General features: G+C 68.6%; 14 protein-coding genes. 11 read left to right on the forward strand and 3 right to left on the reverse strand.

The features are described from left to right. Nucleotides 1–18: 18 nt before the first annotated feature. Nucleotides 19–831, reverse strand: coding sequence for a hypothetical protein (locus tag TY51_RS11120; RefSeq protein WP_231559017.1), 813 nt, complete (start codon nucleotides 829–831; stop codon nucleotides 19–21). Nucleotides 832–1,286: 455 nt separating this feature from the next. On the opposite strand from TY51_RS11120, the gene TY51_RS11125 reads away from it, so the two are divergent. The 3 genes from TY51_RS11125 (at nucleotide 1,287) to TY51_RS11135 (ending at nucleotide 4,812) form a co-directional block, all read left to right on the forward strand. Next, nucleotides 1,287–2,591, forward strand: coding sequence for an AAA family ATPase (locus TY51_RS11125; RefSeq protein WP_042249648.1), 1,305 nt, complete (start codon nucleotides 1,287–1,289; stop codon nucleotides 2,589–2,591). Further along, nucleotides 2,588–3,691 carry a ParB N-terminal domain-containing protein gene (locus tag TY51_RS11130; protein WP_042249651.1) on the forward strand — a complete coding sequence of 368 codons (1,104 nt, stop codon included), beginning with the start codon at nucleotides 2,588–2,590 and terminating at the stop codon, nucleotides 3,689–3,691. Before TY51_RS11125 ends, TY51_RS11130 begins: the two co-directional genes overlap by 4 nt. A 188-nt stretch (nucleotides 3,692–3,879) precedes the next feature. Next, nucleotides 3,880–4,812, forward strand: coding sequence for a DMT family transporter (locus TY51_RS11135; RefSeq protein WP_042249652.1), 933 nt, complete (start codon nucleotides 3,880–3,882; stop codon nucleotides 4,810–4,812). Here TY51_RS11135 and TY51_RS11140 read toward each other — a convergent pair. Then, the gene (locus TY51_RS11140) at nucleotides 4,785–5,462 is read right to left on the reverse strand and encodes a GntR family transcriptional regulator (RefSeq protein WP_042249655.1); all 678 of its coding nucleotides are present in this window, start codon (nucleotides 5,460–5,462) and stop codon (nucleotides 4,785–4,787) included. The two genes, TY51_RS11135 and TY51_RS11140, sit on opposite strands and share 28 nt — an antisense overlap. 114 nt (nucleotides 5,463–5,576) lie before the next feature. Here TY51_RS11140 and TY51_RS11145 point away from each other — a divergent pair, with 114 nt between their 5' ends. The 4 genes from TY51_RS11145 (at nucleotide 5,577) to madM (ending at nucleotide 9,644) form a co-directional block, all read left to right on the forward strand. Continuing rightward, the gene (locus TY51_RS11145; RefSeq protein WP_052650067.1) at nucleotides 5,577–6,764 is read left to right on the forward strand and encodes a malonyl-CoA decarboxylase domain-containing protein; all 1,188 of its coding nucleotides are present in this window, start codon (nucleotides 5,577–5,579) and stop codon (nucleotides 6,762–6,764) included. Nucleotides 6,765–6,897: 133 nt separating this feature from the next. After that, nucleotides 6,898–8,412, forward strand: a complete 1,515-nt coding sequence (locus TY51_RS11150) for a malonyl-CoA synthase (RefSeq protein ID WP_042249658.1) — start codon at nucleotides 6,898–6,900, stop codon at nucleotides 8,410–8,412. Between the two features lie 70 nt (nucleotides 8,413–8,482). Continuing rightward, the gene (gene madL, locus TY51_RS11155) at nucleotides 8,483–8,875 is read left to right on the forward strand and encodes a malonate transporter subunit MadL (protein WP_042249661.1); all 393 of its coding nucleotides are present in this window, start codon (nucleotides 8,483–8,485) and stop codon (nucleotides 8,873–8,875) included. Nucleotides 8,876–8,879: 4 nt separating this feature from the next. Next, nucleotides 8,880–9,644 (forward strand): malonate transporter subunit MadM, encoded by a 765-nt coding sequence (gene madM / locus TY51_RS11160; protein ID WP_042249663.1) that lies wholly within the window; start codon nucleotides 8,880–8,882, stop codon nucleotides 9,642–9,644. Between the two features lie 12 nt (nucleotides 9,645–9,656). Here the strand turns inward: madM and TY51_RS11165 are convergent, their stop codons facing one another. Beyond that, complete coding sequence (locus tag TY51_RS11165) at nucleotides 9,657–10,325, reverse strand: GntR family transcriptional regulator (RefSeq protein ID WP_042249667.1); 669 nt, start codon at nucleotides 10,323–10,325, stop codon at nucleotides 9,657–9,659. A gap of 206 nt (nucleotides 10,326–10,531) precedes the next feature. On the opposite strand from TY51_RS11165, the gene TY51_RS11170 reads away from it, so the two are divergent. The 4 genes from TY51_RS11170 to TY51_RS11185 all read left to right on the forward strand — a co-directional run. Beyond that, entirely contained in the window at nucleotides 10,532–11,758 is a 1,227-nt protein-coding gene (locus TY51_RS11170) for an NRAMP family divalent metal transporter (protein ID WP_042249670.1), read from the forward strand. A 10-nt stretch (nucleotides 11,759–11,768) separates the two neighbouring features. Further along, a complete protein-coding gene (locus TY51_RS11175; RefSeq protein WP_042249672.1) occupies nucleotides 11,769–12,536 on the forward strand; it encodes a LamB/YcsF family protein in 768 nt (255 codons plus the stop codon). Next, on the forward strand, nucleotides 12,533–13,303 hold the full coding sequence (locus TY51_RS11180; RefSeq protein ID WP_042249675.1) for a putative hydro-lyase: 771 nt from the start codon (nucleotides 12,533–12,535) through the stop codon (nucleotides 13,301–13,303). The genes TY51_RS11175 and TY51_RS11180 overlap by 4 nt, the downstream gene beginning before the upstream one ends. Next, the coding region (locus tag TY51_RS11185; RefSeq protein WP_231559019.1) for a carboxyltransferase domain-containing protein at nucleotides 13,300–14,304 on the forward strand (1,005 nt) is incomplete at its 3' end. The genes TY51_RS11180 and TY51_RS11185, both read left to right, overlap by 4 nt.

Genomic DNA, 14,304 nt, shown 5'->3' on the forward strand with positions numbered 1-14,304 from the left:
AAACGCAGGATCGCTCCGCTATATACTGATGCCCATGGGATGCAGGACCTGTGCGTCCAGCGCCATAGCAATCGGCAGAGAAATGTGGCGGACCGTGCCCGATCCGTTGTGCAGGATGGTGAATAGCACAACCCCGATGACGACGGCCGTCAGCCGGGCGTGACGCGGACCTCGCCCAGGGTCGGGTCGCTGCGGCGCGCGGCCATCTGCAGCCGGGCCAGCAGATGCGTGCGCACATAGGTCGCGTGAAAGCGCGACGGCGCGACAAGGTGCAGGACACCCCCCCTGCCCTTCCCCGGCCGACAGCGGCGCGAACCAGGCATCGAACAGCGCCGGGTCCTCGTCGCGCAGACGCGTGCAGATCTGCGGCCAGACGCCGTCCTGCGCGATGTCGTCAGGCCGCCGGAACGGCACCACGTTCGGCGGATCGGCGGCGTCGGGCGCCTCTGGCCCCTCGCCCATGCGGACCACGAAATCCTCGCCGATATTGGACCAGTCCGGGCGCGTGTCCAGCAGGATGCGCTCCAGACCCAGGCCCAGCACCGAGACCCGGCCCCGGGCGCCCTGCCGCTTGACCACGATCCATCCGGCCTCGCGCAGCCGCGCCATGTCGCGCTTGACGGTACGTTCGTCCACGCACCACAGCCGCGCGATCTCGCGCTGGCCCATGGTCAGCTCGTCGCGCTGCCAGTTGTATCGGGTGGTGATCAGTGCCATCAGGCGCAGGATCAGCCGCTGCCGCTGCGGATCGCCCGCGAAGGCATGCGCCATCATCGCGGACAGAAGGTCGTATTTCCGTGCCGCGGCTTGCCTGCCGACGGGTCGCATCACCTGCATCATCGTTCCTGCCCGCCGGCTGCCCGGCCGTCTGCCCCGGTGGCGCCGAGATCTTGTGCAGTCCCCAACGTCTTTCGCCACTCTGCAGGCATTAGCGTCCTGAAATCCGATTCTGTCAAGCAGATCGCCCGATTTCCCGCCCTCAAGCCGAAAGGCAATCTTGAATCAGGGTATCAATGGTATAGCGGGACATGCTGGGCGTCCCTCATTCCGGGCGCCATGTCCCCCAATGGGCAGTGGTCGGAGCCCTCGCGTCCCCCAATATCCGCCCCCTGCCCCCTGCCCCCAGGGTCCGTGGCCTTGGCGCCACCATCCAGGCGCGGTGATTCGCCAGCAGGGGCTGCTTTCGCGCATTTCGTGCTATCAATGAACAAGCCTTTTGCCAAAAGCGCAAATCCGGCGTAAAAGCGGGAACAGAAGCAAACAGCGTCCTTGGAAACCGACACAACATGTATACGCACGACGACCTTGCCCGTCTGCAGTCCCAGTCCCTCAAGATGCAGGGCTGGATCCGCCGGCAGACCTTCAGCCCCGCCAACGAGAAGACGCTGCGCCGTTTCTCCTCGTGGGAGGTGTCCGAGCTGATCTTCCGCATCAACCAGTCGACCTTCCGCGGCAAGCTGGCCGCGGACCCGAACCTTCCCCTCGGGGAAGTCGAGGAGGACGGCCGCCAGCGTTGGTTCAGCCTGGACGAGGTGAACGAGCTGCGCCGCCGCATCCGGGTCGGCAAGAAATCCCTGATGCCGCCGCGCCCGGCGGGCAAGCGCGCCTTCCGCGCGGCCATCGCCAACTTCAAGGGTGGCGCGGGCAAGTCGACGGTGGCGCTGCATTTCGCCCATGCCGCAGCCCTGGACGGGTACCGGGTGCTGGTTGTCGACTTTGACCCGCAGGCGACGCTGTCCCATTCCATGGGCCTGAACGATGTCGGCGAGGACCACACGGTCTGGGGCATCATGGCGCGCGACCTGGAGCGCGAGACCGACCGCATGAACACCGCCAGCGCCGGCGCCGAGACGGGGACCGCCCTGCCCCATCGCAAGCTGCCGGCGTCCATCCGCGACATGGGTCTGGGCACGCTGCGCCCGGCCGATTTCATCAAGCCCACCGCCTGGCCCACCATCGACATCGTTCCCAGCTGCGCCAACGCGGCCTTTGTCGAGTTCGCCAGCGCCCAGTACCGGCACCTGAACCCGGAATGGACCTTCTTTGGTGCGGTGTCGCGGTTCCTGGATAGCCTGGCCGACGATGCGTATGACCTGATCCTGTTCGATTGCCCCCCGGCGATCGGGTATCAGTCGATGAATGCGGTCTTTGCCGCCGACATGCTGTATATCCCGTCGGGCCCGGGCTATTGGGAATATGACAGCACCACGAGCTTCATCGGTCAGCTGGCCGAGGCGCTGGAGGATCTGTCCCACGGGTTCGAAAACTTCCCCACGGGGAAGATCAAGCTGCCCAAGGCCTTTGCTGACATCCGCTTTCTGATGACTCGGTACGAGCCCTCGAACGAGTTGCACCAGGCGATGTTCGCAGCATTCCGGCAGGTTTTCGGCGACCGGCTGGCGCAGAACCCGATCGAGCTGACCCGCGCGGTCGAGCAGTCGGGGCGGTTCCTGTCGTCGATATACGAAATCGATTACCGAGAGATGACGCGGGGCACCTGGCGCCGGGCGCGGGCGACATTCGATCAGGCCTATGAGGAGTTCCGCGGCCACGTGCTGACCGCCTGGACCGAGCTGGAGGACGCGCAATGAGCCGCAAGCGCCGGATGTTCGACATCGATATCCCCGAAGACGATGCCGAGGGCGGCTTCCCCGCGGGGAAGGTCCAGCCCGACGGTCGCCGCGGACCGATGGCCGCCGCGATCAGCGAGACGGTGGAATCGACCCGCGACCGTGCGCTCATCGAGGCGCAGATCCGCGCCGAGAACGACGCCTTGGCGCAGGAGCATGTCCGGCTGAAGCGGGCAGGGCTGATCACCGACCTGATTGCGCTGGACATGATCGACACGACCAAGCTGATCCGCGACCGCAAGCCCGTGGCCGATTTCGACCTGGCCGAGCTGGTCAGTTCGATCCGCGACATCGGCCTGTCGAACCCGATCCGGGTCGAGCCTACCGATGATGGCCGATACGAGTTGATCCAGGGCTGGCGGCGGCTGTCGGCCTATCGCCAGCTGCTGGAGGAGACCGGCGACGCCGAGGCCTGGGGTCGCATCCCCGCGGGCATCGCCGCGCGCGGCGATCAGCTGGAGGCGCTGTACCGGCGAATGGTAGACGAGAACCTGGTGCGCAAGGACATCTCTTTCGCCGAGATGGCGCAGCTGGCGGTGCATTACGCGATGGACCCGCTGACGGCGGAGAATGACGCGGAGAAGGCCGTGGCGATCCTGTTCCGGTCGGCGGGCTATCAGAAGCGCAGCTATATCCGGAACTTCATCCCGCTGGTCGAGCGCTTGGGCGAGGTGCTGATGTATCCGCAGGAGATCCCGCGCGCCCTGGGCCTGTCGCTGTCGCAGCGGCTGGAGGAGGTTCCGGGCCTGGTCACCGCGATCAGGACCGAGCTGAAGGATTGGGACACGCGGTCCATCACCGACGAGTTGGCCGTGCTGCGCCGTTATGCGGGGCAGGGGGGTGAGGCGCTGCCCGAAGGGCCGGCACCGCGGACGGCGCCGCCCGCGCCACCCTCGACCGCCAAGGCGAAAACGACGTTCCAGCTGGCGCGCCCGCAGGGCAGCGCGAAATGCACCGCCGCGAACGGCCGCCTGGAGATCCGCCTGCCGCGGGACTTTTCGACCATCGACCGCCGCAAGCTGGAGGCGGCGGTGGCCGCGATGCTGGACCAGATCGAGTGATCTTCCCCGCGGGGAAGGGCAGGGCCCTTTCCCGCGGCAGCAACCTTCCCCGCGGGGAAGGGTTCGCGTCAAGCCATTGATATTGAATAACAAATCTTATACTGCTCAGCCCGCGTCGATGCTTGTTGCAGATCGTGCAATCCCGGCGTAGCACCAAGGGCGACCCCCACGGTATCAAGGCGCCCGGTATGCCCCCCAGTGATTCCCCGATGCGCGGCATCGCGTTGAAATGCATCAGCGTGACGGTGTTCACGCTGATGGCCGCGCTGATCAAGGCGACCGCCGACAGCGCCCAGATCCCGCCGGGGCAGCAGGTGTTCTTTCGGTCGTTCTTTGCGCTGCCGGTGATCCTGGGATGGCTGGTGCTGCGGTCCGAACTGCGGGTCGGTCTGTTGACCGCGAACCCGATGGGGCATCTGTATCGCGGGCTGGTCGGCACGACGGCGATGGCGCTGAATTTCTGGGCGCTTGGCCTTCTGCCCTTGCCGGAGGTGACCGCCATCGGCTTTGCCGCGCCCCTGCTGGTCGTGGTGCTGGCCGGCATGTTTCTGGGAGAGAACGTCCGCGCCTTTCGCCTTGGCATGGTCGGGCTGGGTCTGGCCGGGGTGCTGATCGTGCTGTCGCCGCAGCTGCAGGCGGGGACGGCGGGCGACCCGCTGCGGATGCTGGGCGCGGTCGTGGCGCTTGGCGGGGCAGGGGCCGCGGCGCTGGCGCAGATCTTTGTCCGGCAGCTGGTCCAGGTCGAACGGACATCGGCGATCGTGTTCTGGTTTTCCATCACCTCGACCGGGCTGTCTCTGCTGACGCTGCCGTTCGGGTGGGTGATGCCGGGGCCTTGGGTGCTGATGCAGCTGATCACCACGGGACTGTTGGGCGGGTTGGGGCAGATCCTGCTGACCTCGGCCTATCGGCATGCGGATGCGTCGGTGGTGGCGCCGTTCGATTACGTCGCGATGATCTGGGCGGTGGCCCTGGGCTGGTACGTCTTTGGCGAGGTGCCGGGCACGGCGGTGATCGGCGGGTCGGCCCTGGTGATCCTGGCGGGCATCCTGATCATCTGGCGCGAACACAGCCTGGGGCTGGAACGCCGCCGTCAGCGCAAGGCCACGCCCCCCGCCTGAGGGCGCGACAGGCTGCCCACCACGGCGACCAGGTCGCGGAACCGTTCGCCCTGGACCAGCACGTGATCGGTCATCGCGCGGGCTGCGCCGTCGGCGTCGCTGGCGGCGATGGCCGCGGCGATCTGGCGATGTTCGGCCAGCGAATTGGCGACGCGGCCCGGCGATTGCAGCTGGCGGCGGCGATAGGGTTGCAGGATGGCCTGCAGGCGCAGGGTTTCCGTTTCCAGGAAGGCGTTGTGCGCGGCGCGATAGATCGCCTGATGAAAGGCGGTGTTTTCAGCATAGTAGCGGTCGGGGTCGTGGCGCGCGCCTTCGCAGGCGGTCAGGGCGGTGTCGATGCGGGCCAGGTCGTCCGCATCGGCGCGACGGCAGGCCAGCCGTGCGCAGAAGGATTCCAGTTCGGCCATCAGCTCGAACCGGTCCATCAGTTCGGGGACGCCCAGCTTGGCCACGAAGGTGCCGCGTTTCGGCTGCACGATCAGCAGGCCCGACGCCTCCAGCGCCTGCAGCGCCTCGCGGACGGGGGTGCGCGAACAGCCGTAGTCGCGGGCGACCTGATCGGGGTCGATCTGCTGGCCGGGGGTCAGGCGGCCGTCCACGATGGCGTTTTCCAGGGCAAGGCGGATGCGCTGTGCGGTGGGAAGGGTCATGTCGGCACCTGTTCTGTCCTGCATTTCACCGCAGCGCTGTTGAAAAGTCCATCTGCGTCGTTGTTGTATACAACAGATCGGAATCAGTGTATATCAACGGTGGGGAGGATCATCATGGGCAAGCAGAGACTGGGATTCCTGTCGGATTTCGTGGAGGCGATCACGCGGCGCAAGCGCGGCGGCGAGGCCGAGACGCTGAAGGCGCTGGCGCGGCCCGCGTCCGAACGCGCGCGGGTGGCCTGCGCGGTGCTGATGGGGCGGATCGGGGACGCGGCGCGGGTGGCGGTGGCCGAACAGGCGCTGTCGGCCTATGCCGAACTGGACGCCGACGAGCGGTTGGCATTCTTTCGCAGCCTTCGCGACGATCACGGGGTGGATGCGGAGGCGATCCGGACGGCCTATGCCGCGTGGGACGTGCAGCCCGATGCCGCGGGCGTGGCGCGCCTGTTCGAGGTGGTCGAGCCTGCCCGCCAGACGCTGCTGCGCCGGTTGAACATGGCGCCGGGGGCCACGCTGCGGCTGGTTCGGATGCGCCAGGACCTGCTGGCCGCGATGCGCGCCGACCCGGACCTTGCGCCGATCGACCAGGATTTCGCGCATCTGCTGGCCAGCTGGTTCAACCGCGGTTTCCTGACCATGCGGCGGATCGACTGGAACGCGCCTGCCGCGATCCTGGAAAAGCTGATGGAATACGAAAGCGTCCACCAGATGCAGGGCTGGCCGGACCTGAAGCGCCGGTTGGCCGACAATGACCGCCGCCTGTATGCGTTCTTTCATCCCGCCACCGGGGACGAGCCGCTGATCTTTGTCGAGGTGGCGCTGACCCAAGGCATGCCCGACGCGATCGGCCCGATCCTGACCGCGCCGGATGCGCGCGAACCGGCGGCGGCGGACACGGCGGTGTTCTATTCAATCAACAACAGCCTGCCCGGCCTGAAGGGCGTCAGCTTCGGCAACTTTTTGATCAAGCAGGTGGTGGCGCAGCTGTCGGTCGATCTGCCGGACCTGCGCTGTTTCGTGACGCTGTCGCCGGTGCCGGGCTTTGCCGCATGGCTGGCGACTCAGGACGACGCGGCCGATCTGCGCGCGGCGCTGGCAAATGGCTGGTCCGACGACGCGGTGGACACGCTGCGCCCGCAGGTTCTGGCGGCAGGCGCGCGCTACATCGCGCAGGCCAAGGCGCGGGGCGGGTTGCCCGCCGATCCGGTGGCGCGGTTCCACCTGGGCAACGGGGCCAGCGCGCATCGGCTGAACTGGCCCGCCGATCTGGCGCCCTCGGCGCTGAAATCGTCGCATGGCTGATGATCAACTATCTGTACGAACTGGACCGGATCGAGGACCGGCACGAGGCCTTCGTGCGCGATGGCGAGGTGGCGCTTGGCGCCCAGATCGCCGAAGCGCTGAAGGCGTGAAGACCATGAGGGAGGAGACCACCATGCAGACCATCCACGACCATTTCATCCAGACCGCCGAGGTGATGCAGGGCAAGACCCTGTTCGAACGCCCCGGCCAGCCCGACATCAGCTTTGCCCAGATGCGCGGAATGGTCGAGGCGCTGGCGGGCGCGCTGACCGCGATCGGCGTGGCGCCCGGCGACCGCGTGGCCGTCCAGGTCGAGAAATCGCCCGAGGCCATTGCGCTGTATCTGGCGACGCTGCAGGTCGGCGGCATCTTCCTGCCGCTGAACACCGCCTATACCGGGGCCGAGATCGACTATTTCATCGGCGATGCGGCGCCACGGCTGTTCGTCTGCGACCCTAGTCTGGCGGCGTCCCATGCCCACCGGGCGGGGGACGCGCTGGCCGTGCTGACGCTTGGCGCGGACGGGCAGGGGACGCTGGCCGATCAGGCCCGCACCGCCACCCCGCGCGAGGACGCGCATCCCCGCGGACCAGAGGATCGGGCCGCGATCCTGTACACGTCGGGGACGACGGGGCGGTCCAAGGGGGCGGTGCTGACGCATGGCAACCTGACCTCGAACACCGAGGCGCTGCTGGAGCATTGGCGGTTCGACGCGAACGACCGGCTGATCCATGCGCTGCCGATCTTTCACACGCACGGGCTGTTCGTGGCCGCCAACATGGCGCTGGTCGCCGGTGCCACGATGATCTTTCTGACCAAGTTCGACGCCGAACAGGCCATCGACCTGATAGCGCGCGCGACGGTGCTGATGGGGGTGCCGACGTTCTATACCCGCCTGCTGAAATCGCCGCGGCTGGACCGCGAGGCGACGTCGGGCATGCGGCTGTTCGTGTCGGGATCGGCGCCCTTGCTGGCCGAGGATCACCGCGCCTTTACCGACCGCACCGGACAGCGGATCCTGGAGCGGTACGGCATGACCGAGACCTGCATGATCACCTCGAACCCCTATGACGGGGACCGCATCGCGGGGGCGGTGGGCATGGCGCTGCCCGGCATCCAGGTGCGCATCACCGACCGCGAGACCGGCGATCCGGTCGCGCCCGGCGAGATCGGCCTGATCGAGGTCAAGGGGCCCAACGTCTTCGAGGGCTACTGGAACATGCCGGAAAAGACCGCGGCAGAGTTCCGCCCCGACGGGTTCTTCATCACCGGCGATCTGGGCACGATCGAGGCGGACGGTTACCTGCGCATCGTCGGACGCGACAAGGACCTGGTGATTTCCGGGGGCTACAACGTCTATCCCAAGGAGGTCGAGGAGGCCATCGACGCGCTGCCCGGTGTTCTGGAGAGCGCCGTGATCGGCCTGCCCCATCCCGACCTGGGAGAGGCTGTGACCGCCATCGTCGTGCCGAAATCGGGCACGCTGGACGCGGACCAGATCCGCGCCGCGCTGTCCGATCTGGCGCGCTTCAAGCAACCCCGGCAGGTGATCGTCGTCGACGCCCTGCCGCGCAACGTCATGGGCAAGGTGCAGAAGGCCGAACTGCGCAAGACCCATGCGGGACTGTACGCGCAGGCCCTGGCCTGACATCCGGCCGCCCGGGCCCGCGTCGAGGAGGACGCGGCCCGGGGCATCGGCCATTTCACGGGAGGAAAACATGATAATCTATGGAGTCGCGGCCCTGGCCGCCTGTCATCTGGCAGGCGTCATCCTGGGCGATCTGCTGGGCGTCATCCTGGGCGTCCAGTCCAACGTGGGCGGCGTGGGCTTTGCCATGCTGCTGCTGATCCTGTCGACCGACTGGCTGCGCCGCACCGGGCGCCTGCCGCAACTGTCGGAACAGGGGATCCTGTTCTGGTCGGCCATGTACATCCCCATCGTCGTGGCGATGGCCGCCCAGCAGAACGTCGTGGCGGCCCTGGCGGGCGGTCCCATCGCGATCATCGCCGGGGTCGGCGCGACCATCGCCTGCATGGCGCTGGTCCCGGCCGTGGCGCGGATCGGCGGGCAGGATGCCCCGCTGCCGCCCCTGATGGCGCAGGAGGCGTGACGACATGGAGATGATCACCGAAATCCTGTCCAAGAACGGGCTGGTCTTTGCCTTTGTCGTCGTGGGCGTCGTGATGTGGCTGTCCTATCAGCTGTCCGACCGGCTGTCGGCGGGTCGGCTGCACGGGTCGGCCGTGGCCATCATCATCGGCCTGGTGCTGGCCTGGCTGGGCGGCATCGCCACCGGCGGGTCCAAGGGCCTGGCCGACGTGCCGATGTTCGCGGGGATCGGGCTGATGGGCGGCGCCATGCTGCGCGACCTGGCCATCGTGTCGACCGCCTATGGCGTCGACATCCGAGAGATCCGCAAGGCGGGGGCGGCGGGTGTCGTCGCGCTGGCCCTGGGGATCTTCGTGTCCTTTGCGGTGGGCGCGCTGGTCGCCGCGGCCTTCGGCTATACCGATGCGGTCAGCATGGCGACCATCGGCGGCGGGGCCGCGACCTATATCGTGGGTCCGGTGACCGGCACCGCGCTTGGCGCCAGTTCCGAGGTCATCGCCCTGTCCGTCGCTGCGGGCCTGCTGAAGGCGGTTCTGGTGATGATCGGCACGCCCTTCGTGGCGCCGCTGATCGGGCTGAACAACCCGAAATCGGCGATGGCCTATGGCGGCCTGATGGGCACGACCAGTGGCGTCGCGGGCGGCCTGGCCGCCACCGACAAGCGGTTGGTGCCGTACGGCGCGATGACGGCCACGTTCTATACGGGGCTTGGCTGCCTGATGGGGCCGTCGGTCATCTATCTGATGCTGCTGGCGATCACCGGCAGCTGAGGCGTCGCGGCGTCACCCCGGGGTGACGCCGTTCTCCAGCCGGGCAAAGGCGGTCATCACGACCCGTTCCGACCGGTCCAGGTAATCGGCCAGCCGGGCCGCGGCGGCGTCCATGTCGCTCTGCTGGACCAGCTCCAGGATCGCGCCGTTCTCCTGCAGGAATGGCGCGTGCAGCTGTTCGGGGCTGTCCAGCAGGCCGAAGGCCAGCCGCAGTTCCGCCATCGCCTGCGCAAAGAACGCCGTCAGCCGCGGGCTGTCGGTCAGGGCCACGATGGCCGCGTGGAACGACATGTTCGCGCTGCCCACCCCGCGCCAGTCGCCGGCCTCGCGCGCGATGCGGGCCTGGGCCACGCATTCGGCCATGCGCAGCACCGCCGCGTGGCGGGGCCAGGCCTGGGCCAGGGCCGGGACCTCGATCAGGCGGCGCACGCGATAGATGTCCAGCACCCCCGCCATCGACGGCACCGCCACCGACACGCCGCGATTGGGCGCATGGGTCAGCAGCCCTTCGCGCGTCAGCAGGCGGAACACCTCGCGCAGCGTGTTGCGCGACACCGACAGATCGGCGGCAAGGCGCGTTTCCGACAGGCGCTGTCCGGGGCGCAGATGCCCCGCGATCACCTGCGCGCGCAGCCGTGCTGCGGTGTCTTCGGCCAAGCCTGCGGGATTCGGGTCGGTCATGGGTCTTCCTAGTGATGCGGGGGCGATCATGGCGGCAGGGCAGGGGCAGGGCAAGCAGGCTGTTGCCTTGATTCCGGGCAGATTGCCGCGCAGGTCATTCTGGATTGTTCAACAAAACTGGGCGAAGTGTCAGATAATAGTTGACGGATCACGGAATCGTGGCAGGCTGGTGACAATCAACAACAGTCCGACACGGGGAAACATCCATGACCACCGACCGCAGCGTTGCGGCCGCCAGCCTCCGCGGAGGCCTTCTGGCGGCGATCTTCCTGATGGCGACATCGGCCATCGGGCCGGGTTTCATCACCCAGACCGCGACCTTCACCGCCCGGATGGGATCGGCCTTCGCCTTTGCGATCCTGGCCTCGATCCTGATCGATTTCGTGGTCCAGCTGAACATCTGGCGCATCACCGCCCTGACCGGCAAGCGCGCGTCGGAAACCGCGAACGCGGCCATTCCGGGGGCGGGCTATCTGCTGACGGCGCTGGTGGTGATCGGCGGGCTGGCCTTCAACGTGGGCAACATCGCGGGCGGCGGGCTGGGCCTGAACGCCATGCTGGGCCTGGACCCCAAGATCGGCGGCGCGATCACCGCGGTGCTGGCCATCGCGATCTTTCTGTCGCGGCAGGCCGGGCTGTTGCTGGATCGGGCGATCATCGGGTTGGGGATCGTGATGATCCTTCTGGTGCTGTTCGTGGCCGTGCAGTCGAACCCCCCGGTGGGCGAGGCGCTGCGCCAGACGATCTGGCCCGACAGCATCGATTTCGCCACCATCACCACCATCGTGGGCGGCACGGTCGGCGGCTACATCACCTATTCCGGCGCGCACCGGTTGCTGGACAAGGGCCTGACCGGAGAGCACAATCTGACCGCCGTCACACGCGCGGCGCTGACCGGGATCGCGGTCACGGGCGTCATGCGGTTCGTGCTGTTCCTTGCGATCCTGGGCGTCGTCGCATCGGGCGTGACGCTGGATCTGTCGTCGCAGGCGGCGAACCCGGCGGCGCAGGCCTTCCAGGCGGCGGCGGGCGATTGGGGGATGCGCGTGTTCGGCGTGGTCCTGTGGGCGGCGGCGCTGACCTCGGTCATCGGGGCGGCCTATACCTCGGTCAGCTTTCTGGACGTGGTGGGCGTGCGCAGCGATGCGGCCCGGTCCAAGGCCACGGTGGGCTTCATCGCCTTTTCGCTGGCGGTGTATCTGGCGCTTGGGACCGCGCCTGCGGCGATCCTGGTCTTCGTCGGCGGCTTCAACGGGTTGATCCTGCCCATAGGCCTGACGATCTTTACCTATATCGGCTATGCGCGGTCCGACCTGATGGGCGGGCACCGCTACAACCGGGTGCTGCTGGCGCTTGGGGCCATCGTCTGCGCGCTGACCTGGTACATGGGCGCGCGGTCGGTCACCACGATCTTCGCCTTCCTGGGCCAATAAGGAGGACACCATGCCGATCGACCTGAACAGCGACCTGGGCGAGGGCTATGGCCCCTGGCCCATGGGGGACGACGCCGCGATGCTGGACATCGTCAGCTCCGCCAACATCGCCTGCGGCTTTCACGCGGGCGACCCGGCGGGCCTCATGGCGGTGCTGCGACAGGCGGCGGCGCGGCGCGTCGCGGTGGGGGCGCATGTCAGCTATCCCGACCGCGTGGGCTTCGGGCGGCGCAACATGGACGTGGCGCCGGACGATCTGACCGCCGACGTCATCTATCAGATCGGCGCGTTGCAGGGTCTGGCGCGGGCGGCGGGCACGCGGGTCGCGTACGTGAAACCGCATGGCGCGCTGTACAACACCATCGCGGGTGACGCGGGCCAGGCCGATGCGGTCATCGCGGGCGTCAAGGCGGTCGACCCGTCGCTGGTCCTGATGGGTCTGGCGGGCGCGCCCGTGCTGGACCGCGCGCGCGCCGCGGGCCTGTCGGTGGTGGCCGAGGCCTTCGCCGACCGCGCCTATACCGCCGCGGGCGCGCTGGTCTCGCGCAAGCAGCCGGGCGCGGTCCTGCATGATCCGGACCTGATCGCCGCGCGCATGCTGCGCCTGGCGACCGAGGGCGTGCTGGAGGCCGAGGATGGCAGCATCCTGCGCCTTGAGGCCGACAGCATCTGCGTGCATGGCGACAGCCCCGGCGCGGTGGCCATCGCCGCGCGGGTCCGCGACGCGCTGATCGCGGGCGGGGTCACCATCGCGCCCTTCGCCGGAGGTGGGGCATGACCCCGGCCGAGGCGCGGCTGGCCGCGCGGCAGGGGCCTGCGCGCCCGACCTCGGGTCAGGCGCCGGGGTTTACCCAGTGCAACATGATCTCGCTGCCGCGCGATTGGGCGTGGGATTTCCTGCTGTTCGCGCAGAGAAACCCCAAGCCCTGCCCGGTGCTGGACGTGACCGATCCCGGCAGCCACCGAACCGTCATGGCGCCCGATGCCGACCTGCGCACCGACATTCCGCTGTACCGCATCTGGCGCGACGGCGTGCTGACCGAGGAGGTGACGGACGCCACCGCCCATTGGGCGGAGCATCCCGATCTGGTGACCTTCCTGATCGGCTGTTCCTTCACCTTCGAAGGGGCGCTGATGGCGGCGGGCATCCCGGTCGCGCATGTCGACCAAGGCTGCAACGTGCCGATGTTCCTGACCAACCGCAACTGTCGCCCGGCGGGGCGGATGTCGGGGCGGCTGGTCGTGTCGATGCGGCCGATCCCGGCGGATCGGGTGGCCGAGGCCGCGATGATTTCCGGCCGCACCCCCGCCGTTCACGGCGCGCCGGTGCATGTCGGCCTGCCCGAGGCGTTGGGCATCACGGACCTGCAAAAGCCCGATTTCGGCGACCCGGTGCCGGTGGGTCCGGGTCAGGTGCCGGTCTTCTGGGCCTGCGGGGTGACGCCGCAGGCGGCGGTCATGGCCTCGCGCCCGCCCTTTGCGATCACCCATGCGCCGGGGCACATGTTCGTCACCGACGTGCCCGAAACGCGGTGGCAGGCATGACCCGCATCCTGCCCATCGGGCCCCGCGCCTTCTTGGTCGAGCTGGCCGATCTGGACGCGACGCTGGCGCTGTTCGACGCGCTGGCGGCCGACCCGGTCGCGGGCGTCTCCGAGATCGTGCCCGCCGCCCGAACGCTGATGATCACCACCGATGCGGGCGTGGCGGCCGATGCCGCATTGGCCCGCGCGGTTCTGGCCCGCCAGCCCGCCCCCGGCACCGTGCCTGCGGCGCGCGCGACCGAGACGGTCGAGATTCCCGTGACCTATGACGGCGAGGACCTGGCCGAGGTTGCCACCCTGATGGGCCTGACCACGGATGAGGTCGTCGCTGCCCATCAGGCCGCGATCTGGCAGGTGGCCTTCTGCGGCTTCGCGCCCGGCTTCGCCTACATGACCTGCGCCGATGCGCGGTTCGACCTGCCGCGTCGGTCCGCGCCGCGCACGAAAATTCCGGCGGGATCGGTCGCGCTGGCGGGGCGGTTCTGCGGCATCTATCCGCAGGCCAGCCCCGGCGGCTGGCAGCTGATCGGCCGGACCGAGGTGCCGATGTTCGACCTGACCCGCGACGTGCCCGCCCTGCTGCGCCCCGGCGTGCGGGCGCGGTTCGTGACCGGCTCCGCGCGCGTGCACGCGGTGGCCGTGCCGGAGCCCGCGCCCGTGACCGGGTTGCGCGTGATCCAGACCGCCTTTCCGATCCTGGTGCAGGATGCCGGGCGCATCGGTCAGGCGGGGCAGGGGGTCAGCGCGTCCGGCGCGCTGGACCTGGCCGCACTGCGGCGCGCGAACCGTGCGGTGGGCAACCCCGCAGGCGTCGCTGCGCTGGAGATCACGCTTGGCCCCGTCCGCCTGCGGGCCGAGGTGGCGATGACCCTGGCCCTGACGGGTGCCGCGACCGCCCCGCGTCGGTGGTCTGGCCCAGTCCGGGGCATTTGCGCTGGACGCGGGGACGAGGTGGACCATCGACCCGCCAGCCCGCGGCACTGCGCAGTTATCCTGGCGATG

This window comes from Paracoccus sp. PAMC 22219 (assembly GCF_000787695.1).
GTDB lineage: Bacteria > Pseudomonadota > Alphaproteobacteria > Rhodobacterales > Rhodobacteraceae > Paracoccus.